This is a genomic window from Mesorhizobium sp. L103C131B0 (assembly GCF_000502275.1).
Lineage (GTDB): Bacteria > Pseudomonadota > Alphaproteobacteria > Rhizobiales > Rhizobiaceae > Mesorhizobium.
In genome coordinates, this window is the sequence record NZ_AYXC01000002.1 from 615,401 (window position 1) to 635,720 (window position 20,320).

The 20,320-nt window shown below is 63.0% G+C and carries 16 protein-coding genes; 7 read left to right on the plus strand and 9 right to left on the minus strand.

What is annotated here, in order from left to right; genetic code table 11:
- Positions 1–154: 154 nt before the first annotated feature.
- The 4 genes from X730_RS158320 to X730_RS158305 all read left to right on the plus strand — a co-directional run bounded on the left by X730_RS158320 (position 155) and on the right by X730_RS158305 (position 7,352).
- Entirely contained in the window at positions 155–1,732 is a 1,578-nt protein-coding gene (locus X730_RS158320) for a trimethylamine methyltransferase family protein (RefSeq protein WP_023815488.1), read from the plus strand.
- 73 nt (positions 1,733–1,805) lie between these two features.
- On the plus strand, positions 1,806–4,376 hold the full coding sequence (locus tag X730_RS158315) for an FAD-dependent oxidoreductase (RefSeq protein ID WP_023825768.1): 2,571 nt from the start codon (positions 1,806–1,808) through the stop codon (positions 4,374–4,376).
- An 83-nt stretch (positions 4,377–4,459) separates the two neighbouring features.
- Positions 4,460–5,989: a glycosyltransferase family 39 protein gene (locus X730_RS158310; RefSeq protein WP_023825769.1), complete on the plus strand. Its 1,530-nt coding sequence runs from the start codon at positions 4,460–4,462 to the stop codon at positions 5,987–5,989.
- A gap of 55 nt (positions 5,990–6,044) precedes the next feature.
- Positions 6,045–7,352: a Xaa-Pro peptidase family protein gene (locus X730_RS158305; RefSeq protein WP_023825770.1), complete on the plus strand. Its 1,308-nt coding sequence runs from the start codon at positions 6,045–6,047 to the stop codon at positions 7,350–7,352.
- Here X730_RS158305 and X730_RS158300 read toward each other — a convergent pair.
- Together X730_RS158300 and X730_RS158295 are read right to left on the minus strand one after the other, a co-directional pair.
- Positions 7,317–8,144: a PhnD/SsuA/transferrin family substrate-binding protein gene (locus X730_RS158300; protein WP_023681766.1), complete on the minus strand. Its 828-nt coding sequence runs from the start codon at positions 8,142–8,144 to the stop codon at positions 7,317–7,319. The genes X730_RS158305 and X730_RS158300 overlap by 36 nt on opposite strands.
- 91 nt (positions 8,145–8,235) lie before the next feature.
- Positions 8,236–9,246 carry a fatty acid desaturase gene (locus tag X730_RS158295; RefSeq protein WP_031196653.1) on the minus strand — a complete coding sequence of 337 codons (1,011 nt, stop codon included), beginning with the start codon at positions 9,244–9,246 and terminating at the stop codon, positions 8,236–8,238.
- Between the two features lie 224 nt (positions 9,247–9,470).
- Between X730_RS158295 and X730_RS158290 the strand changes: the two genes are divergently transcribed.
- Together X730_RS158290 and bmt are read left to right on the plus strand one after the other, a co-directional pair.
- Complete coding sequence (locus X730_RS158290; RefSeq protein ID WP_023825772.1) at positions 9,471–10,328, plus strand: helix-turn-helix transcriptional regulator; 858 nt, start codon at positions 9,471–9,473, stop codon at positions 10,326–10,328.
- 114 nt (positions 10,329–10,442) lie between these two features.
- Entirely contained in the window at positions 10,443–11,465 is a 1,023-nt protein-coding gene (gene bmt, locus X730_RS158285; RefSeq protein WP_023688124.1) for a betaine--homocysteine S-methyltransferase, read from the plus strand.
- An 8-nt stretch (positions 11,466–11,473) separates the two neighbouring features.
- Here the strand turns inward: bmt and X730_RS158280 are convergent, their stop codons facing one another.
- The 7 genes from X730_RS158280 to X730_RS158250 all read right to left on the minus strand — a co-directional run bounded on the left by X730_RS158280 (position 11,474) and on the right by X730_RS158250 (position 19,337).
- Entirely contained in the window at positions 11,474–11,740 is a 267-nt protein-coding gene (locus X730_RS158280) for a hypothetical protein (RefSeq protein WP_023724232.1), read from the minus strand.
- Positions 11,741–11,980: 240 nt separating this feature from the next.
- The gene (locus X730_RS158275; protein WP_023746824.1) at positions 11,981–14,092 is read right to left on the minus strand and encodes a VWA domain-containing protein; all 2,112 of its coding nucleotides are present in this window, start codon (positions 14,090–14,092) and stop codon (positions 11,981–11,983) included.
- 2 nt (positions 14,093–14,094) lie between these two features.
- Positions 14,095–14,655: an RNA polymerase sigma factor gene (locus X730_RS158270; protein WP_023696454.1), complete on the minus strand. Its 561-nt coding sequence runs from the start codon at positions 14,653–14,655 to the stop codon at positions 14,095–14,097.
- A gap of 215 nt (positions 14,656–14,870) precedes the next feature.
- Entirely contained in the window at positions 14,871–16,049 is a 1,179-nt protein-coding gene (locus tag X730_RS158265) for an NAD(P)/FAD-dependent oxidoreductase (protein WP_023700323.1), read from the minus strand.
- Between the two features lie 95 nt (positions 16,050–16,144).
- Positions 16,145–16,882 (minus strand): dienelactone hydrolase family protein, encoded by a 738-nt coding sequence (locus X730_RS158260; RefSeq protein WP_023691017.1) that lies wholly within the window; start codon positions 16,880–16,882, stop codon positions 16,145–16,147.
- A gap of 104 nt (positions 16,883–16,986) precedes the next feature.
- The gene (locus X730_RS158255) at positions 16,987–17,673 is read right to left on the minus strand and encodes a hypothetical protein (RefSeq protein ID WP_023691016.1); all 687 of its coding nucleotides are present in this window, start codon (positions 17,671–17,673) and stop codon (positions 16,987–16,989) included.
- Between the two features lie 89 nt (positions 17,674–17,762).
- Positions 17,763–19,337 (minus strand): trimethylamine methyltransferase family protein, encoded by a 1,575-nt coding sequence (locus X730_RS158250; RefSeq protein WP_023670403.1) that lies wholly within the window; start codon positions 19,335–19,337, stop codon positions 17,763–17,765.
- 261 nt (positions 19,338–19,598) lie between these two features.
- Here X730_RS158250 and X730_RS158245 point away from each other — a divergent pair, with 261 nt between their 5' ends.
- Positions 19,599–20,297: a B12-binding domain-containing protein gene (locus X730_RS158245; RefSeq protein ID WP_023753433.1), complete on the plus strand. Its 699-nt coding sequence runs from the start codon at positions 19,599–19,601 to the stop codon at positions 20,295–20,297.
- Positions 20,298–20,320 lie beyond the last annotated feature (23 nt).

Genomic DNA, 20,320 nt, shown 5'->3' on the forward strand with positions numbered 1-20,320 from the left:
GCGTCCTGTCCGCCAATCCCCGGCAAGGTTGTCAGCTATCGGACTGCCGTTCGGGCATGTCGCTTCCCTCGTCCTAGTGGTCGCCGCCTCCGCAATGGCCGGACAGCCGCCGGTCCATTATGCCGCCCGCTACCAGCATCGTACGAGGACCATCATGACCGCCGCCCTGCATCCAGCCGAACCGCCTTTGGCAGCCGACCGTGCCCGTCGCGGTGGCCGTGCGGGCAAGCGCGCCGGCGGCTCGGCCGCCTTCGAACAGCCGGCTTTTCGACAACTGAGAAATCCGCTGACGCCGACCAAGCTGATCTCGGACGACGAGCTGGAATCGATCCACCTCGCCTCGCTGCGCGTCTTGAGGGAAATAGGCGTCGACGTGCTGCATGACGAAGCGCGCCGCATCATGAAGGAAAATGGCGCTGATGTCCGCGAGGGCAGCGAGCGCGTGCGCTTCGACAGCGACATGATCCTCGATCTCATCTCCAACTGCCCGTCGGAATTCACGCTCCATGCCCGCAACCCGGCGCACAATGTGCGCTTCGGCGGCAACAATGTGATCCTGTCGATGATGGCGTCGGCACCGAACTGCTCCGACCTCGATCGCGGCCGCCGTCCGGGCAACCAGCAGGACTACCGCAACTTCCTGCGCCTGGCGCAGATGCACAACATCCTGAACTGCACCGGCGGTTATCCGGTCGAGCCGACCGACATCCATCCTTCCGTGCGCCACCTCGAATGCATCCGCGACCTCGCCACGCTGACCGACAAGGTGTTCCACATCTATTCGCTCGGCAAGGAGCGCAATGTCGACGGCATCGAGATCGCCAGGATCGCCCGCGGCATCAGCCATGAGCAGATGCTCGAAGAGCCGTCCGTCTTCACCATCATTAACACCAATTCGCCGCTGAAACTGGATGTGCCGATGATGGAAGGCATCATCCAGATGTCGAGCAAGGGTCAGGTCGTCGTCATCACGCCCTTCACCCTGTCCGGCGCGATGGCGCCGGTGACCATCGCCGGTGCGCTGGTGCAGCAAAATGCCGAGGCGCTGTCCGGCATCGCCTTTGCCCAGATGGTGAGAAAGGGCGCGCCGGTTGGCTATGGCGGCTTCACCTCGAATGTCGACATGAAGTCGGGCTCGCCGGCCTTCGGCACGCCTGAATATATGAAGGCGCAGCTTGTCGGCGGCCAGCTTGCCCGCCGTTACAAGATCCCCTACCGCACCTCCAATACCTGCGCTGCCAACACCGTCGACGCGCAGGCAGCCTATGAAAGTGTGTTCTCGCTGTGGGGCGCCATCCAGGGCGGCGGCAATCTGATGATGCACGGCGCCGGCTGGCTCGAAGGCGGCCTGCGCTGTTCCTACGAGAAGACCATGCTGGACATCGACCTGTTGCAGATGGTGGCCGAGTTCCTCACCCCGCTCGACCTGTCCGACGAAGCGCTCGGCTTCGACGCCATCCAGTCGGTCGGCCCCGGCGGCCATTTCTTCGGCACCCAGCACACGCAGGACCGCTACAAGACAGCCTTCTACTCGCCCATCCTCTCCGACTGGCGCAATTTCGAGACCTGGGCCGAAGCCGGATCGCCGACCGCGCTGGAAAAGGCCAACAAGGTCTGGAAGGAGCGGCTGGCATCCTACGAGGAACCCTATATGGACCCGGCGATCCGTGAAGAGCTCAACGACTTCGTCGAAAAGCGCACGGCCGAAGGCGGCGCGCCGACCGATTTTTGATCGGCAAGCAACTGGCGGCATCCTGCCAACCGACACACCTGATTCAATTTACGCAAAAACGGACCTATCTCTCATGAAATCTCATGTAAAAGCGGTTGTCATTGGCGGCGGCGTCGTTGGCTGCTCGGTGCTCTATCACCTGGCCAAGGCCGGCTGGACCGACATCATGCTGATCGAGCGGTCCGAGCTCACCTCCGGCTCGTCCTGGCACGCAGCCGGCGGCTTCCACACGCTGAACGGCGATCCCAACGTCGCCAAACTGCAGGCCTATACGGTGCAGCTCTACAAGGAGATCGAGGAAATCTCCGGCCAGTCCTGCTCGCTGCATCTGACCGGCGGCGTGATGATGGCCGATACGCCCGAGCGCATGGATTTTCTGCGCCTGGCCCACGCCAAGGGCCGCTATCTCGGCATGGACACCGAGCTGATCACGCCCTCCGAAGCCAAGGCGATGTTCCCGCTGATGAACGAGACCAATTTCGTCGGCGCCATGTGGGATCCGGTCGAAGGCCATCTCGATCCCTCCGGCACGACGATCGCCTACTCCAAGGCGGCCAAGAAGCTGGGCGCCGAGATCGTGCTGCGCAACCGCGTCGTCGACTTGACGCAGGAAGTTGACGGCACCTGGAACGTCGTCACCGAACAGGGCACCGTCCACGCCGAGCATGTCGTCAACTGCGGCGGCCTGTGGGCGCGCGAGATCGGCCGCATGGTCGGCGTCGAACTGCCGGTGCTGGCCATGGAGCACATGTACCTGCTCACCGAGCCGATGCCCGAGGTCGAAGAGTTCAACAAATCGACCGGCCGCGAGATGATCGGCGTGCTCGACTTCAAGGGCGAGATCTACACCCGACAAGAGCGCAACGGCATCCTGCTCGGCACCTATGAAAAGGCCTGCAAGCCATGGTCGCCGGTCAACACGCCGTGGGATTTCGGCCATGAACTGCTGCCGCCCGACCTCGACCGCATCGCGCCGTCGCTGGAGATCGGCTTCAAGCATTTCCCCGGCATCGAGAAAGCCGGCATCAAGCAGATCATCAACGGCCCCTTCACCTTCGCGCTCGACGGAAATCCGCTGGTCGGGCCGGTGCAGGGTCTGACCAATTTCTGGTGCGCCTGCGCCGTCATGGCCGGCTTCAGCCAGGGCGGCGGCGTCGGCCTCGCGCTGTCCAACTGGATGGTGCATGGCGATCCCGGCTTCGACGTCTGGGGCATGGATGTCGCCCGCTTCGGCGAGTGGGCCGGCCTGCGCTACACCAACGCAAAGGTGCGCGAAAACTATTCGCGCCGCTTCTCCATCCGCTTCCCCAATGAAGAGCTGCCGGCTGCGCGTCCGGCGCAGACGACGCCGCTCTATGACACGATGCTCGCCAACAACGCCGTCATGGGCGATAGCTGGGGCCTGGAGACCCCGCTGTGGTTCGCGCCGAAGGGCAAGGAGCCGAAGGACGTCGTCTCCTTCCACCGCTCAAACGATTTCGGTCCTATCGGCGAGGAAGTGCGCGCCACGCGCGAACGCGTCGGCGTCACCGAAATCGCCAACTTCGCCAAATACGAAGTGTCGGGACCTGCGGCTGAGGATTTCCTCAACCGGCTGATGACCAACCGCATGCCGAAGATCGGCCGCATCGTGCTGACGCCGATGATCAACGAGTTCGGCAAGCTGATCGGCGACTTCACCATCGCCAAGGCAGGCGAAGACAGATTTATGATCTGGGGTTCGTCCGCCGCGCAGAAGTACCACATGCGCTGGTTCGAGAAGCATCTGCCGAAGGATGGTTCGGTGCGCATCCACCGCTTCGATCAGACGCTCGTCGGCCTGTCGATCGCCGGTCCGAAATCGCGCGACCTCTTGCAGAAGCTGGTCGATGTCGACATCTCGACCAAGGCGTTTCGCTTCATGGATTTCCGCGAAATGGCGGTCGGCGGCGCGCCCTGCATGGTCAACCGCATCACCTATACCGGCGATCTCGGCTATGAAATCTGGATGGCGCCGGCCTATGAGCGTCTGGTCTACAAGGCGATCAAGGACGCCGGCGAGGAGTTCGGCCTCGTCGATTTCGGCATGCGCGCTTTGCTCTCCATGCGCCTGGAGAAGAACTTCCCGACCTGGTACCGCGAGTTGCGCCCGATCTACGGCCCGTTCGAAGGCGCGATGGACCGTTTCATCAAGCTGGAGAAGAACGACTTCATCGGCCGCGAAGCCGCCGCCAAGGAACAGGCGGAAGGGCCGAAACTGCGGCGTGTCTCCTTCATCGTCGATGCGGCCGACGCCGATGTCATGGGCGACGAGCCGATCTGGGCCAAGGTCGGCAAGGACTATGGCACGGTGGAAAAGCCGCATGGCTATGGCGCGCCACGCTTCGATACGGCAGGCAAGGAAGTGCGTGGCTCAAAGGCTGCCGAAGGCGCTTCCGCCGTGCGCGGCATCGTCGACCGCGACTGGCGCGTGGTCGGCTGGGTCACCTCGGGCGGTTACGCGCACTATGTGCAGAAGTCGATGGCGCAGGGCTATGTGCCGGCGGCACTCGCCGAGGACGAAAGTGCCGGACTGTTCGAGATCGAGATCCTCGGCCACCGGCGTCCGGCGCGCATCAATGTCGAGGCGCCCTTCGACCCCAGCGGCGAGAAGATGCGGACCTGAAAAGGCGACAGGGAGCGTGAGATCGTGTAAGGGGCCTTCGGAGTTGGCCGCAGGCATTTTCCCTCGATGAGAAGACGATCCCCTTGCAGTATCTAGAGAAATGGACGGACTGGCTCGGCGAAGGCAAGGTCGGTCCCTTCAACGCCGCACTGGTCTGCGTCGCGGTCTATTGCGTCGTCCAGATCGTGGTGATGGCGCTGCTGTCCCATGTCGTAGGAACCGGTGTCGGCGTCGACGATTCCGAACAGCTGATGTACATGCACTACCTCTGGGCTGGCTATGGCGGCTCGCAGCCGCCGCTCTACACCTGGCTTGCCCGCCTCGTCGCCGCCGTGGTCGGAACGAACATCCTCGCGCTCAAGATCGTGAAGTACCTGCTGATCGGAGCGGCGCTGGCGTCGGTTTTCATCGCTGTCCGCCGCCTGGGCTATTCCAGCCGCGCTGGCGCCGCCGCATTGTTCGGCCTGCTGTTGTTTCCGCAGATGGTGTGGGAGATGCAGCACGCCCTCACCCACTCGATCGCCGCTTTCTGTTTTTCAGTGGTGCTGTTTCTTGCGCTCGTTGAACTGGTGCAGCGGCGTTCGCTGGCCACCTATGTGCTGTTTGGCGTGGCGATGGCCGCCGCCATCCTGTCGAAATACAACAACGCGATCTTTCTCGGCGCGCTGATCCTGTCCACCCTGTCGCTGCGCGAAACGCGCGGCGTCATCCTCAACCGCCGGTTTTCGATCAGCCTTGTCGTGGCGGTGCTGCTTTGCCTGCCGACGCTCTACTGGAACCTGACCTACACCGACCAGCTGCTGTCGCACAGCAGCGGCTTCGGCATGGGCAGAGGAGAAAGCGCCATACAAACCGCATTCTACGGAATGCGCGGACTGGGCAAGGCTATCCTGTATTTCGCCGTGTTGCCGGCCGGCATATTCGTCGCGGCTTTGCTCATCGCATGGAAAAAGCCGGCGCCCGCGCTGCAACCGGCGCCATGGACCGAGAAACTGGTGTGGCGCACCATCGCTTTTGCCCTGGCGATGACCATCGTGCTCGTCCTGGCGAGCGGGACGACGCAATTTCGCGATCGCTGGATGCTTCCCATCCTTGTGTTGCTGCCGGTCGCGCTGGCCTTGCGGATGGATGCCAGAGGCGACAAGGGAAGGAAGGTGCAGGACGTCGTCGTCTTTGTAGGCGCAACGCTTGCCATCCTCGTGCTGCCGGTGACCTGGTACACGCACCTCAATGGCGGCGACAGCCGTGGCAGCATTGTGCGTGTCGACTACCAGTCGCTCTATGGCCAGCTGACGGCAAACGGTCCGGTTCGCACGGCGATATCGAGCTGGCACTGGGTGGGAAATCTGCGTCTTGTCGATCCCGATCTGGTCGTGCTCGACGACGAGATGCCGAACTTCGGCCATTTGCTGATCGAGCCGGCGGTGCTCGTGATGGCCAATGACAAGGAACCTCCCGAGGGCATCCTGCGGGCCTTGAGCGAGGCCGGCTATGTCGCTGACGGCTCGCCGCAGCAGTTGGTCGTCCCGATGCTGTTCGACAGCGAGCCGCCCACCCGCACGCTGACGGTCACGCGGCTGAAGAAAGCGGCCGCGGGCGCAGCGCCACAGTAAGTCGGCAGGGAGGCGTCGGGTGCAGAAACAAGGGTTCGGCCGTCACCGCAAGATCATGCCGTTCGAGCCGGGCTCCGTCGAAGCCTTGCGCGACGCCTCGCGCCAGAAAGCGGCGTCGCTGAACCAGCATGTGCTGGGCTATGGCGCGCTGGCTGAAACCGAATGGCAAGCGGCAGGCATCGCCGCGCCCGATCTTGCCGCTATGCGCCAATACCGGCTCGAGCGCATCAGAGCCGAACTGAAGCGCCGAAACTACGCCGGCGCGCTGCTCTACGACCCCGTCAACATCCGCTACGCCACCGATTCGACCAACATGCAGCTGTGGGTCGCGCACAATCCGACCCGCCACTGCTTCGTCGCCACTGAGGGACCCGTGGTGCTGTTCGACTATTTCTCCTGCGAGCATCTGTCCGATCATTCCGGCGTCGTCGACGAGGTGCGGCCGGCAGTGTCGTGGATGTATCTCTATGGCGGCGAGCTGACCGAGCACAAAGTCCGCCGCTGGGCGGCCGGCATCGCCGATCTGGTCAAGGAGCATGGCGGCGGCAACAGCCGCATTGCGGTCGACCACATCAACCCGGAAGGCGTCGAGGAACTCGCCCGGCTCGGCATCTCGATTGGCAATGGCGAAGCGGTGATGGAAAATGCGCGGCTGATCAAATCGCCGGACGAGATCCTCGCCATGCGCCGCGCAATCGTCGCTTGCGAAGCGGCGATGGGTGAAATGGAGAAGGCGCTGACGCCGGGCATTTCCGAAAACGAATTGTGGGCCGAACTCCACCGCGGCAACATTGCGCGCGGCGGCGAATGGATCGAAACCCGGCTGCTTGCCTCGGGGCCGCGCACCAATCCGTGGTTCCAGGAATGCTCGTCGCGGGTGATCGAGGAAGGCGACCTCGTCGCCTTCGACACCGACCTGATCGGTCCCTACGGCTTCTGCGCCGATCTCTCGCGCACCTGGCTTTGCGGCGATGCGAGGCCATCGAACGAGCAGCGCGACCTGTTCCGCATCGCCGCCGACCAGATCGCCCACAACACGCAATTGATGCAGCCCGGCATGTCCTTTCGCGACCTGGTCGAACGCTCCGTGGTGCCGCCGGGAGATTGCTTCCCGGCGCGCTACGGCGTGCTCTATCACGGCGTCGGCCTCGCCGACGAGTATCCAACCCTGCCACATGCCAGCGACTGGACGCCGGACACGCCCGATGGCGTGCTGGAGCCGGGAATGGTGCTGTGCGTGGAAAGCTATATCGGCCGTCTCGGCGGCCATGAGGGCGTCAAGATCGAGGAACAGATCCTGATCACCGAGACCGGTAACGAGCAGCTTTCAACCTACCCGTTGGATGCGAGGCTGCTCGGCTGATCCGGCAAGCGCCTCGCGCAGAGCCTTGAGCGTCTTTTCCGGCGTCGTCCTGGCGGTGATGTAGGGCAGGCCTTTGCGCCTTGCCGTCCAGCCGACGACCTTCACGGCGTTTGCCGCAGGTTCGAAACGCTGCGCCAGCGCCCAGCTCTCACAGTCGATGGCAGCTATATCCGCCTTGCCCTCGGCGACCGCGACGATCGAGCCGCGATGGCCACCGCTTTCGCTGCGCGAGGAAAAGATATCCAGGCTTTCGCCGGCGGCCTGCAGATCGCGCGTCAGCGCGATGATGCCCGACATCGAATCGAGGCTGTTGTAGGTAAAACACTTGCCACGCATCAGATCGAGCGGCAGCAAGGCTTTGCCATCCGCGGGCGAGCGAACCTCCGGTCCCTCGCCCGTCCGCATCACCAGCGCGCTCGAATAGAGTTCGCCTTCGCCGCCCTCGTAAGCGTCGTAGCTCGGCTGGCCGACCACCTGCACATGCTTGCTCAGGCCGAGTTCCATCGGCCCCCAGCAGGTCTGCGCGAACAGCAGCGCCGGATGCAGCCAAAGCTGGTGATGGTCGAGTTCGTCCGGCGGCAGTGTCGCCGGATCGGGCGCGATCAGTCTGCCCTCGGCGTCGTGGATACCGCCCGGCACCGGCGGCAGGTCGCCATTGCGGCGCACGATTGTCTGCGGCCCATCGACGCCCTTGTGCCGAAAAGCATCGCGCAACGCTGCCCATTGCGCGTCGACCTCGCCGCGCACTTCGGGCCAGTCATACATCGGCAATGCCGCAACCAAATCACTCATGCCGACACTCAATCATCATGGCTCGGGAAAGGATCGCAAAAACGCGGCGTCCAATCAGAATTGGCCGACACGGGTTCGGGAAGTCCGGGGATTATTCCTTCGGCGGCTCGGCCGGAACCGGCGCGCTGCCAAGCCCGCTGATGCTGCGCGCCCTGATGCGCGGCTTGAACGCCCTGCCCGGCTCGGCCTGGCGGCGCAGCACCGGGTGCACGATCGGCTCCTTGGGCTTGAAGGCGTAGGCTTTGATCAGTGCGAAATAGTTCGGATAGGCGTAGCCATTGTTCATCCGCAGCCACTCGTCGCGGCGGTCGGCAAACAGTTTTGGCAGCCTGTACCAGGCAACGGTCGGGGTCTTGTGGTGAACGAAGTGCAGATTGTTGTTGAGGAACAGGAACGACAGCGGCGAGCGCTCGATGATCACCGTGCGTCCTTCAGGGTGCTCGGACCACTGATGTTCGGCGAAAGTCCGGACCGCGATCAGCGACTGGCCGAGCCAGACCGGCACCAGAATGTAGAGCCATACCGGAATGCCGAAGCCGAACTGCACGATCGGCACCACGATGGCGAGGCCGATCGCATGCAGCAGCCATGCCTTGCCGATCACCTTATCGCCGGCAATCACATGCCTGGCGTCATCGACGAAGAAACCGATGCAGGACAGCCAGGGGCCGAGAAAGAAACGGCCGGCCATGGTGTTGTTGATCTTGAGCAGGAATTTCATCGTCGGCGGCAGATCGTCATGCATCCACAACGCCTGGTAATAGCTCTCGGGATCGTCGAGCGGATCGGTCAGGCGCTCGTCGGCGTGGTGGCGCAAATGGAGCGTCTTGAAGCGACGGAACGGCCAGACCAGGCCGATCGGCAGGAAGACGAAGGCTTCGTTGATGAGCGCGCTGCGCGTCGGATGGCCATGCAGCACTTCGTGCATGATCGACGACTGCAAGGCCAGGATGAAGCCGAGGAGAAGAAGTGCCGGGATCGGATAAGAGGGCCAGAGCAGGAGCCCGGCAGCGAGCCACATTCCGTAACAGAAGAAAGCGAGCACCACGGTCGGCCACTCGATGGCGGCTGCGTCGCGTCGCTTGATGCGCTTGCCTGTCATGCTATCGACCACTGTCCCTCAGTCGCCGGAATTGGTTCCTGACAGCATAGTGTCAGGAGAAGCGATTCCGCTCAACGAGACAAAGTGTACAAAATGTTGCGATTGCGCATTTTCGACCGCAGATGTTATACATTGTAAACAACCCTACGGATTCATTTACGCTGGAAGTGCTGATTCGACGGCTCGGGCGCAAATTTTTCCTAAGAGAGTGCGGAGAACGAACAGTGGACAAACGGGACCTTTCGGCAATCTTCCGGGAGCGCCTGAAGCTGCTCCTGACACGGTCCGATCTCAACCAGTCGGCTTTCGCGTCAGCAGTCGGCATCGACCGGTCGGCGCTGTCGCAACTGATGTCCGGCGCCTCGACGCGCCTGCCACGCGCCGAAACGCTGCTCAACATCGCCGTCGAATTCAAGATCTCGCTGGACTGGCTGCTCGGCCTCTCCCAGGACGAAGGCGTCACCGGCGAAATCCGCGAAAGCCTGGAGATCGAAGAGGCGCCCGACGGCTTCGACCGCACGCTGCTCGCCAAATGGTTCGCGGAAGCCGCAGGCACCAAGATCCGCTATGTGCCGGCCGGCATTCCCGATCTCCTGCGCACACGCCAGCTGGTCGACTACGAAGCCAACATCACCAACCGCAGCCGTCTGGCGCAGGCCAGCGAGACGCAGTACCGCATCGAGTACAACCGGCGCCCTGAGACCGATATGGAGGTCTGCATGCCGCGCCACACGCTGGAGATTTTCGCCCGCGGCCTGGGCGTCTGGGACCGCTTTCCCGAGGCTGACCGCCGGCAGCAGCTTGCCCATATGGCGACGCTGCTTGACGATCTCTACCCCACCTTCCGCCTGTTCCTCTATGACGGCCGCATGCGCTATTCGATCCCGCTGACAATCTTCGGTCCCTACCGCGCCGCCATCTATGTCGGCGACATGTATGTCGTGCTGAATGCCACCCAGCCGGTACAGGCGCTGACCCAGCATTTTGACAATCTGATCCGGGCCGCCGACATCAACCCGCATGAGGCCGCCGCCTACGCGCGCAATCTGGCCGGCGCGTCATTTCCATCGGGTTCTGCCTGACCGCCAACGCCCCGGAAAGGTGAACCGCGCGGCAATTGCAGGTCGCAAACACATTGACTGGACATAAAGACTTCTTTATATCCTTATTCCATTCAAAATCTGAAAGCCGATCCGATGACCGCGAACAATCCCATCGATGCTCTGCTGGCCGAAAAGGGCGTGCTGCTCGCCGATGGCGCCACCGGCACCAATCTGTTCGCCATGGGTCTGGAGGCCGGCGAAGCGCCGGAGTTGCTGAACGAGACAGCGCCCGACACCATCACCAGCCTGCACCAGAATTTCGTCGACGCCGGCGCCGATATCATTCTCACCAACTCGTTCGGCGGCACGCGCCACCGGCTGAAGCTGCACCATGCGCAGGACCGCGTGCATGCGCTGAACAAGCGCGCCGCCGAGATTGCCCGCGCGGTCGCCGACAAGGCCGGCAGGAAAGTCATCGTCGCCGGCTCGGTCGGCCCGACCGGCGAGTTGCTGGTGCCGCTCGGCGCCATGACCTATGACGAAGCAGTCGAGGCTTTTGCCGAGCAGATCGAGGGTCTCAAGGAAGGCGGCGCCGAAGTCGCCTGGATCGAGACCATGTCTGCGCCGGACGAAATCCGCGCCGCGGCGGAGGCCGCCATCCGCGTCGGCCTGCCCTACACCTATACCGGTTCATTCGACACTGCCGGCCGCACCATGATGGGCCTGCTGCCCAGGGATATCCACGGCGTCGTCGACGGACTTTCAGAGACGCCGCTCGGTGTCGGCGCCAATTGCGGTGTCGGCGCTTCCGACATCCTGGCCTCGCTGCTCGACATGACGGAGGCGAAGCCGGAAGCGACGGTGATCGTCAAGGGCAATTGCGGCATTCCCGAATTTCGTGGCACCGAGATCCATTATTCCGGCACGCCGGAGCTGATGGCCGACTATGTCCGGCTGGCGGTGGATGGCGGCGCGAAGATCATCGGCGGCTGCTGCGGCACCTCGTTCCAGCACCTTGCCGCCATGCGCAAGGCGCTCGACGCGCACACCAAATCCGAACGCCCGACCGTCGCGGGGATCGTCGAGCGCATCGGTCCGATGCGCAACAAGGTGGCGACGGAAAACACCGCCGAGACCAGCGAAGCCCGCCGCGAACGCCGCCGCAGCCGCGCCTGATATCGAACTTATTCGCTGTTTTCAGCGTAACGCGATAGCGCCGTCGTGAAATCCAGGGCGGTGCTGTCGGCGCTTTCATTCATCGTCACCAGGTCACCCGACGACTGCGGATTGCCGATCTGCTCCAGCATGACGCGAAAGCGGTCATTGGTCAGCGCCGACTTTGCGGTATTCCGGGCTGCGTCGACGTCATCCATGATGCGCCTGGATTCTGGCGACAGCGTTCCCGACGCCTGCGTGTGTCTCACCGCCGGCGTCGTGTTTCCAATGTTCATGATCTGCAATTCCCGGCTCCCCAAGCCCAGTCCCGACCCCATGCAATAATAGCAGGGCATTGCGATGACGTTCCGGAAAAGCCGCGCAATTTAACGATCAGGCGGATCATCTGTGCGCTTCGGATCAATCGATCCGAAAAAAGGCCGGCAGGGTTTCCCCCGCCGGCCTGCCTCACCCGCCCGTAGCCGGTTCCCCGTATCAGAACGACCCCCGTCTGAAAGGAACCGGCTGTATTGCCACTACCGGTTACCGCCGAGCGCCGAGGCAAGGCGCACAAGCGAAAGGAACTCGGACCTGTACCCAAACGGGTCGGCTCCTCGGGCGGCGGTGGCAATCTCCATGATCTTGTCGTAGCCGAACTTCGCGGTCGCATCCTCGTCGCGCAGCTTCTGGCCGAAGGCGGCGACAGCGACGGAGAAACGCTGGTCGGTGCTGGCCTGGTCGAAGGACGCGACCTCGTTGGCCGACGTCACCGGCGTGGTGATCAGCTTCGAGACGTCTTCGTTCGGCAGCTTGTAGCGGATTTTCACGAAGGCATATTCGTCGGCGTTGGCGACGCCGCCATTGTCGACCGCGGCCTGGCCGTAGCGCAGCGGATCCATCTGCTCGCCGCCACTGCCCTTCGGCGTGATCTCGTAGATGGCCGTCACCGAATGACCGGAGCCGATATCGCCGGCATCGACGCGGTCATTGTTGAAGTCCTCGCGGTTCAAGGCGCGGGTTTCATAGCCGATCAGCCGGTACTCCGAGACCTTGTCCGGATTGAACTCGACCTGGATCTTGACGTCCTTGGCGATGGTGAACAGCGTCGAGGAGGCATCCTCGACCAGAACCTTCTCGGCCTCGGCCAGCGTGTCGATATAGGCGGCGGTGCCGTTGCCGTTCTGGGCGATGGTCTGCATCATCTGGTCGTTCAGATTGCCGCGTCCAAAGCCGAACACCGACAGGAAGACGCCGGTCTTGCGCTCCTGCTCGATCAGTCGCTTCAGATCGTCGTCATCGGTCTGGCCGACATTGAAGTCGCCGTCCGTGGCCAGCATCACACGGTTGATGCCGTCCTTGACGAAGGACTGCTGGGCAAGCTTGTAGGCTTCCTTGATACCCGCCTCGCCGGCCGTCGAGCCGCCCGGCTGCAGATTGTCGATGGCGTTGAGGATCTTGTCCTTCTCGGTGACCTTGGTCGGCATCAGCACGGTGCCGGCGTCACCGGCATAGGTGACGATCGAGATGGTGTCGTCCGCCTTGAGCTTGCTGACCAGCAGCCGGAAAGCCGACTTCAGCAGCGGCAGCTTGTCCGGCTCATCCATCGAACCCGAGACGTCGATCAGGAACACCAGATTGGCCTTGGGCTGCTCGACCGGCTTGATGTCGAAGCCCTTGATGGCGACGTGCATCAGCTTGGTGTGCCCGTTCCACGGCGTCGGCATGACGCTGACGGTCGAGTTGAACGGCGTCGAAGCCGAGTCCGGACCCTTCCAGTCATAGGGGAAGTAATTGACCATCTCCTCGACGCGGACCGTATCGGCCTGCGGCAGGTAGCCCTGCTTCAGCGAGCCGCGGACGAAGGAATAGGAAGCCGTGTCGACGTCGATCGAGAAGGTCGAGACCGGATCCTGAAGGGCTGCATGCACCGGATTGGTCTTGAAATCCTCGACGCGGTCGCGGTTTGGCTCCTGCGGCGCAATCTGGTCGGCCGGCATCGTCGAAGGCTGTGCCAGGTACTTGGATTCGGTCGCGCCGGCCATGCGGTTGACCCGCGCGCCGCCGGCCGGAGCAGCACTGCCGTCAAGCGAAAACTCGCGGCTCTCAACTGGCGCAGGCTCGGCCAACACGCCGCGTCCCAGCGCATCCTGCTGCGCCGGGGCGACAGCAACGGTCGATTCGGGCTTCGGCGGCGCGGGTGGCGTAAGCGGCGTAGTGGTGTCGCGGCTTCGCACATCGGCGTCGGTCTTCTTGTCGCCTTCAGGCGCCTGCTTTTCTTTTACCGGCGCGTTGATCGCCGGCCCATTGGTTGCCGGCTTGTCGGCCAGCGTCTCGGTGATCTTCTCGTCGCCGCCGAACGGCAACGGCTGTTCCCTCAGCATATGGAAGGTGGCGTATCCGGCGATCGGCAGGGCGACGAGCCCGGCAATGGCCGGCGTGGCGATGAGTTTCTTTTGCATGATCTCGCTCCAGAGCTTTTGTGCTCGCTCTGTGAGACGAAGCCCGCCGACCGATCCTTGGGTGACGGCAGAAATATTTTCCTGATCATAGGCGCTCATGGCGGCTTCGAAGGCGCGTGCCTTCGCGCTTTCGCCCGGCGCCGGTACTGCTGCGTCGCGCAGCCTGTTGAGTTCGTTGTCGTCGACCATGGTCACACTTCCCCGGCTGAACGCATCAACGTCTTCAGCCGTTTCTTCGCTTCATGGATGTGCCAGGAAACCGTCGTCTCCGAGATTGCCATCGCCTCGGCGGCGGCCGCGTGGCTCAAACCTTCGCCATAGACCAGAAGTACTGCATCGCGCTGCTTGTCCGGCAATTGCCGCACCGCTGCCCAGAGCGCCTCAGTCGGATCTTCGGGCTCGGCCGAGGCCTCTCCCGAAATCATGCTGTAGGCGCCGAAAGCCTCGGTCTTGACGTTTTCGCGCGTGGTCTTGCGCATCATGTCGCGCGCCGCGTTCAGCGTCACGGAATAGAGCCATGTCGTGAACGCGCCGCCGCCGCGATAGTCGCGGATCGCCTTGCCGAGACGGACACAGACCTCCTGGGCGATGTCTTCGGCATCGGCCTTCTTTCCGCACCAGCGATAGGCGGCGCGATAGACGAAGTCGTAGTGCCGCTCCAGCAATTTGCCGAAGGCACCCCTGTCTCCGCCCTTCGCCCGCCCGATCAATTCGGCGTCGGAGGCTTCGCTTTCATCCAGCATCATCGCCATCATTTGCCTGTTGGACGAAGGCTAATGGCCAATCCTTGGGGTTATGGAAAGATTTTTTTCCGAGGCGACGGATGCACGCGCAACAGGTGCGCTGAGATTCAGGTGAGGCCGAGCCGAAAACGATGGATTTCGAGAACCGGAGTGGAGCGTACTTTTGGTACGCGAGCACCGGAAGCACTGAAAGCCGTCGTTTGCAGGCCGGCCTCACCTGAATATCAGCACACCTGGCCCGAGGCCCAGCCGGACGACCAAGCCCACTGAAAATTATAGCCGCCCAGCCAGCCCGTGACATCGACGACTTCGCCGATGAAAAACAGCCCCGGCACGGATTTCGCCTGCATCGTCTTCTGATCGAGCCCGTTGGTATCGACACCGCCAAGCGTCACTTCCGCCGTGCGGTAACCCTCGGAGCCGGCCGGCTTGATGCGCCAGTCGTTGACGGCGGCTTCGACGGTTTTCATTTGCAGGTCTGTCAAATCAGCGAGATTGCCATCGATCCCACTGCGCTCGGCGACTGCTTGCGCAAGGCGCTTCGGCAAATGGTTTGCAAGCACCGTCTGCACCGCTTGCCTGCCGTTGACGCGCCGGGCGGCGCGAAGCAGTTCCGCCACATCCCTCCCCGGCAGCATGGCGATGCGGATCTCGTCGCCCTCGCGCCAATAGGACGATATTTGCAGGATGGAAGGCCCGCTCAAGCCGCGATGCGTAAACAGCATCGCTTCTGAAAACCGCGTCTTGCCGCAGGCGACTTCGGCATCGACGGCATTGCCGGCCAAAGGCGCCAGCCGCTCCAGCGTTCTTGCGTCGAAGGTAAGCGGCACCAGCGCCGGCCGTGTTTCCACCACCGCAAGGCCGAATTGCGCCGCAAGCTCGTAGCCGAAACCGGACGCGCCCATTTTGGGGATCGACTTGCCCCCGCAAGCCACGACTAACGAGCTGCAAGCGACGCTGCCAGCGGAGAGCGTCAGCACAAACCCGTCCGCGGTCTTGCTGACGTTCCTCACCTCGGTCGACAACGCCAGTTCCACACCCCAATCCTGCATGTCGGAAACCAGCATGTCGATGACCTGGCGCGCCGAGCCGTCGCAAAACAGCTGTCCCAGCGTCTTCTCGTGATAGGCAATGCCATGGCGTTCGACGAGCGCGATGAAGTCGCCTTGCGTGTAGCGGCTGAGCGCCGAAATGCAGAAATGCGGATTGCCGGAGATGAAATTCTTCGGGCTGGTGTGGATGTTGGTGAAATTGCAGCGGCCACCGCCGGAGATGCGGATCTTCTCGCCGGGCTTTGCCGCGTGATCGAGCACCAGGACCGAGCGGCCGCGCTTGCCCGCCTCGATGGCGCACATCATTCCGGCCGCACCGGCGCCGATCACCACGACATCATAGGATTGCATCAGGCTGTTCGTTCCCGCTCGACCGGCGCTGTTTTAACAGGCCGCGCCAATCGTGCAGTCTCTACCCGTTCGTTGCGACTTCAGGCAACGCCTCGTTAGATCAGCGTCTCGGCGAACAGCGTCGTCAGTCGCTTCCAATGACGTTCGGCGCCGGCCGCGTTGAAGACGCTGTGGTCCGACACGCACCAGCCATGCGCCATGCCGGCATAGTTTTCGATGGCGTGGTCGACCTCCGCCACGCGCAGCGCCTCGACCAGCCGCGCCGACTGCTCCGGCGGAAAGCTGCGGTCGACGCCCGATGTCCCGACATAGACGCGCGCCTTGATCATTGCGGCCTTGCGGTGCGGGCTGTCGGCGGCATCGCTGGCCAGATTGCCGCCATGGAAGCTCGCCGCCGCCACGATGCGATCGGGATAGGTTGCAGCCGCATTCAAGGCCCGCGCCCCGCCCATGCAGTAACCGACGACACCGACCGGTCCGGTGACACCTTCAGCGGTAAGCGTGTCGAGGAACGCCCTGCTGTCGCGGATGGTCATGTCCTGTGTCGTGCCGTGGACCAACGCCGTCAGCGCGACCTTGGTCTCCTCGACGACGAAAGCGGTCTTGGGCTCGAACGGCCCGTAGGGTGCTTTGCGATAGAAAAGATCCGGCACCAGCACGGCATAGCCCTCGCCTGCCAGCCGTTCCGCCATTGCGTCGAGCGCCGGTCGCGGACCGAAAGCGTCCATATAGAGAATGATGCCGGCCCTGGACGAGGAAGCGGTCGCCGAGCGGAACAGCCCGGCTTTCGCCACGCCGTCCCCGGTCTTGATCTCAATGTCCTGCTTCGCCATGGCCCGCTCCGTTAAATGTCGTGCGATACATATAAGCAGGCACCGTCAGGGCAAGCCGTTCCCTGACAATCCCGTTCAACACTTTGTGCGGGCTTTCGACCCGGCTACAGGCCGGCAAACGCCGTCATGTGAAAGGCCTGAACCTCAGGCGGATAGCGATGGGCCGTGCCATACGGACAGGCGTTGCGGTCGAGGCAGCCGCCGCCGCGGCATGGTTCGCCCTTCGATCCCCGCACATGCGCCAGGCAAGCCTGATGAGCGAAACCATCCGCGGAATAGGCGTCAACCGGACAGGATTTCAGGCAAGGTTTTGCGACACAGGCGTCGCAAAGGTGAATCGCTTCGCGACGTTCAGGAAGCGCGATCTCATCCTCGAACAGCAACGCGCCGCGATAGGCATGCCAGAGCCCGTACTGCGGATGCATCAGGATGCCCAGCGGCGACGGTCTCAGCCCCTCCGCTCGCATCGCCCATTGCTGGAACGGCAGATAAGGTCTGTCCGAAGGCGAAACGGCGCGCGCGCCGAATTTCTCCGCCACCGCACCGATCACTGCGCGCGACCATGTGTCGAGCGGATTAGCAATGGTTTGCGGTTGCCGGTCGCGCCAGCGCAGGAAATGCGGCCAGGGTGCCGCTCCCGCCTGCCCCACCAACAGCACGGATTTGGCGGGGGCAACTGAAGGGCCATGCGGCGGCGTTTCGCTTGTTGCGAAATTGAAGCCGCCGCGCAGGATGAGGCCGTCGGCGGAAAGCGCGGCCGCTATCTCGTCAGCCCGGCGCCGCGCAATCATCCCTTCTTGTCCGGGTCGGAGAAAGCGCTCCGCCAGACTTCCTTGTGGATGATGTTGGCGACTTTAGCCCCGCCTGACTCGGGCTCCTTTCAGGTGAAGGCGTCAGCCATCGACGCCTTCTTCGTCGCTATGTAGTCCTTCAGGCCGTCGTCGATGCCCGGATCGAGATAAGGCGCCTCGTAGGTCTCCAGCCAGCGGCGGGCGAGTTCGTTGGCGCGCTGCGGCGCTGTCTTCTCGCCCTCGGCCAGCCACTGCTCGTAGGAATTGTTGTCGGCGATGCTGGAGCGGTAGAAGGCGGTCTGGAAATTGGCCTGGGTGTGGTCGCAGCCGAGATAGTGGCTGCCCGGGCCGACCTGGCGGATGGCGTCCATCGCCTGGCCGTTTTCCGAGAGGTCGACGCCTTCGGAAAACTTTTGCGTCATGCCGAGCTGATCGATGTCCATCATGAATTTTTCGTAGCAGGACGCCAGTCCGCCTTCGAGCCAGCCGGCCGAATGCAGGACGAAATTGGTGCCGGCAAGAATGGTCGAGTTGAGCGTGTTGGCGCTCTCGTAGGCGGCCTGCGCATCCGGAACCTTGGAGGCGCAGAGCGAGCCGCCGGTGCGGAACGGCAGACCGAGCCGGCGGGCAAGCTGTGCGGCGCCGTAGGAAACCAGCGACGGCTCCGGTGTGCCGAAGGTCGGCGCACCAGACTGCATGGAGATCGACGAGGCGAAGGTGCCGAACAGCACCGGCGCGCCGGGACGGATCAACTGCGTGAAAGAGGCGCCGGCCAGCACCTCTGCCAGAACCTGCGTCAGCGTGCCGGCCACCGTGACCGGGCTCATCGCGCCGGCAAGGATGAACGGCGTGACGATGCAAGCCTGGTTGTGACGCGAATAAACCTTCAGCGCGCCCAGCATGGTTTCGTCGAACACCATCGGCGAATTGGCGTTGATCAGGCTGGTCAGCACGGTGTTGTTTTCGACGAAATCGTCGCCGAACACGATCTTGGCCATGGCGACGGTGTCTTCGGCCCGCTCTGGCGCCGTCACCGAACCCATGAACGGTTTGTCCGAATATTTGATGTGGCTGTAGATCATGTCGAGATGGCGTTTGTTGACCGGCACGTCGACCGGCTCGCAAACCGTGCCGCCCGAATGGTGAATCGACGGCGCCATATAGGCGAGCTTCACGAAATTCCGGAAATCCTCGATCGTCGCGTAGCGCCTGACACCGTCGAGATCGCGCACGAAGGGCGGACCATAGACCGGCGCGAAGACCGTGGCGTTGCCGCCGATCTGCACCGAACGTTCGGCGTTGCGCGCATGCTGGGTGTAGATGGGCGGCGCGGTCTTCAGCAGCGAGCGGCAGAGGCCCTTGGGAAAATGCACGCGCTCGCCCTTGACGTCGGCGCCCGCCTCTTTCCAAAGCTGCAGCGCCTCGGCGTCGTCGCGAAAGATGATGCCGATCTCTTCCAGCACCGTATCGGTGTTGTTTTCGATAATCGCCAGGCCTTCCTCGTTGAGGACCTCATAGATGTTGATCTTGCGCTTGATATAGGTGAGCTGGGTGCCCGGTCCGCCGCCCGAGCGCGCCGCCCGCCTTGCAGCCGCGCCGCCGCTGGCAGCACGTCCACGTCGCGCATTGGACGCTTCCTGGTCGACTGACGCGTTTTCACTCATGATCGTTTTTCCCTAAAAACCGTTTGCGGCCGCGTATGGCGGCTTCTCGCCCGGATCGTAGCCATGCACCCTATTCGAAACGGCCCGCCAGCGCCAACGCCTGTCGCAAAATCGACAAGAATTCCAATAGATTTGCGGTCGCTTTCCTTTTGCGGGAAGTCGCAAATCAGCTATGGATACCTGCCCCCGCCGGGTTAGGTATTGACGCGATTATTTTAAGCCGCCGTGGTCGCATCCGCGCGGCAAGGAGCCCGAGAAAAAATGGCCGACGACGAGATCATCCTCTCCGAGCTTTCCGACGACGAGTTGGTGCAGCAGATGCACGACGATCTCTATGACGGGCTGAAGGAAGAGATCGAGGAAGGCACCAACATCCTGCTCGAGCGCGGCTGGGCGCCCTACAAGGTGCTGACCGAAGCTCTGGTCGAAGGCATGCGCATCGTCGGCGAGGACTTTCGCGACGGCATCCTGTTCGTTCCCGAGGTGCTGCTGTCGGCCAACGCCATGAAGGCCGGCATGTTCATCCTGCGCCCGCTGCTGGCCGCCACCGGCGCGCCGAAGCAGGGCAAGATGGTGATCGGCACCGTCAAGGGCGACATCCACGACATCGGCAAGAACCTCGTCGGCATGATGATGGAAGGTGCCGGCTTCGACGTCATCGATCTCGGCATCAACAATGCGGTGGAAAAATACCTCGACGCCATCGAGCAGCACCAGCCCGACATTATCGGCATGTCGGCGCTTTTGACCACGACCATGCCCTACATGAAGGTCGTCATCGACACGATGAAGGAAAAGGGCATCCGCGACGACTATGTCGTCCTGGTCGGCGGCGCGCCGCTCAACGAGGAATTCGGCAAGGCCGTCGGCGCCGATGCCTATTGCCGCGACGCGGCTGTGGCGGTCGAGACCGCCAAGGACTTCATGAAGCGCAAGCATAATATGCGCGCTTCAGCCTGATCTCTTCCGCAAGGCGTCTGGCC

Excerpts from the sequence above, each read along its gene's own strand:
- X730_RS158315 (WP_023825768.1), top strand. The coding sequence starts at position 1,806 with ATGAAATCTCATGTAAAAGCGGTTGTCATTGGCGGCGGCGTCGTTGGC.
- X730_RS158255 (WP_023691016.1), bottom strand. The coding sequence starts at position 17,673 with ATGATTGCGCGGCGCCGGGCTGACGAGATAGCGGCCGCGCTTTCCGCC.
- X730_RS158265 (WP_023700323.1), bottom strand. The coding sequence starts at position 16,049 with ATGCAATCCTATGATGTCGTGGTGATCGGCGCCGGTGCGGCCGGAATG.
- X730_RS158320 (WP_023815488.1), top strand. The coding sequence starts at position 155 with ATGACCGCCGCCCTGCATCCAGCCGAACCGCCTTTGGCAGCCGACCGT.
- X730_RS158305 (WP_023825770.1), top strand. The coding sequence starts at position 6,045 with ATGCCGTTCGAGCCGGGCTCCGTCGAAGCCTTGCGCGACGCCTCGCGC.
- X730_RS158295 (WP_031196653.1), bottom strand. The coding sequence starts at position 9,246 with ATGACAGGCAAGCGCATCAAGCGACGCGACGCAGCCGCCATCGAGTGG.
- X730_RS158280 (WP_023724232.1), bottom strand. The coding sequence starts at position 11,740 with ATGAACATTGGAAACACGACGCCGGCGGTGAGACACACGCAGGCGTCG.
- X730_RS158300 (WP_023681766.1), bottom strand. The coding sequence starts at position 8,144 with ATGAGTGATTTGGTTGCGGCATTGCCGATGTATGACTGGCCCGAAGTG.
- X730_RS158245 (WP_023753433.1), top strand. The coding sequence starts at position 19,599 with ATGGCCGACGACGAGATCATCCTCTCCGAGCTTTCCGACGACGAGTTG.
- bmt (WP_023688124.1), top strand. The coding sequence starts at position 10,443 with ATGACCGCGAACAATCCCATCGATGCTCTGCTGGCCGAAAAGGGCGTG.
- X730_RS158270 (WP_023696454.1), bottom strand. The coding sequence starts at position 14,655 with ATGGCGATGATGCTGGATGAAAGCGAAGCCTCCGACGCCGAATTGATC.
- X730_RS158250 (WP_023670403.1), bottom strand. The coding sequence starts at position 19,337 with ATGAGTGAAAACGCGTCAGTCGACCAGGAAGCGTCCAATGCGCGACGT.
- X730_RS158275 (WP_023746824.1), bottom strand. The coding sequence starts at position 14,092 with ATGGTCGACGACAACGAACTCAACAGGCTGCGCGACGCAGCAGTACCG.
- X730_RS158260 (WP_023691017.1), bottom strand. The coding sequence starts at position 16,882 with ATGGCGAAGCAGGACATTGAGATCAAGACCGGGGACGGCGTGGCGAAA.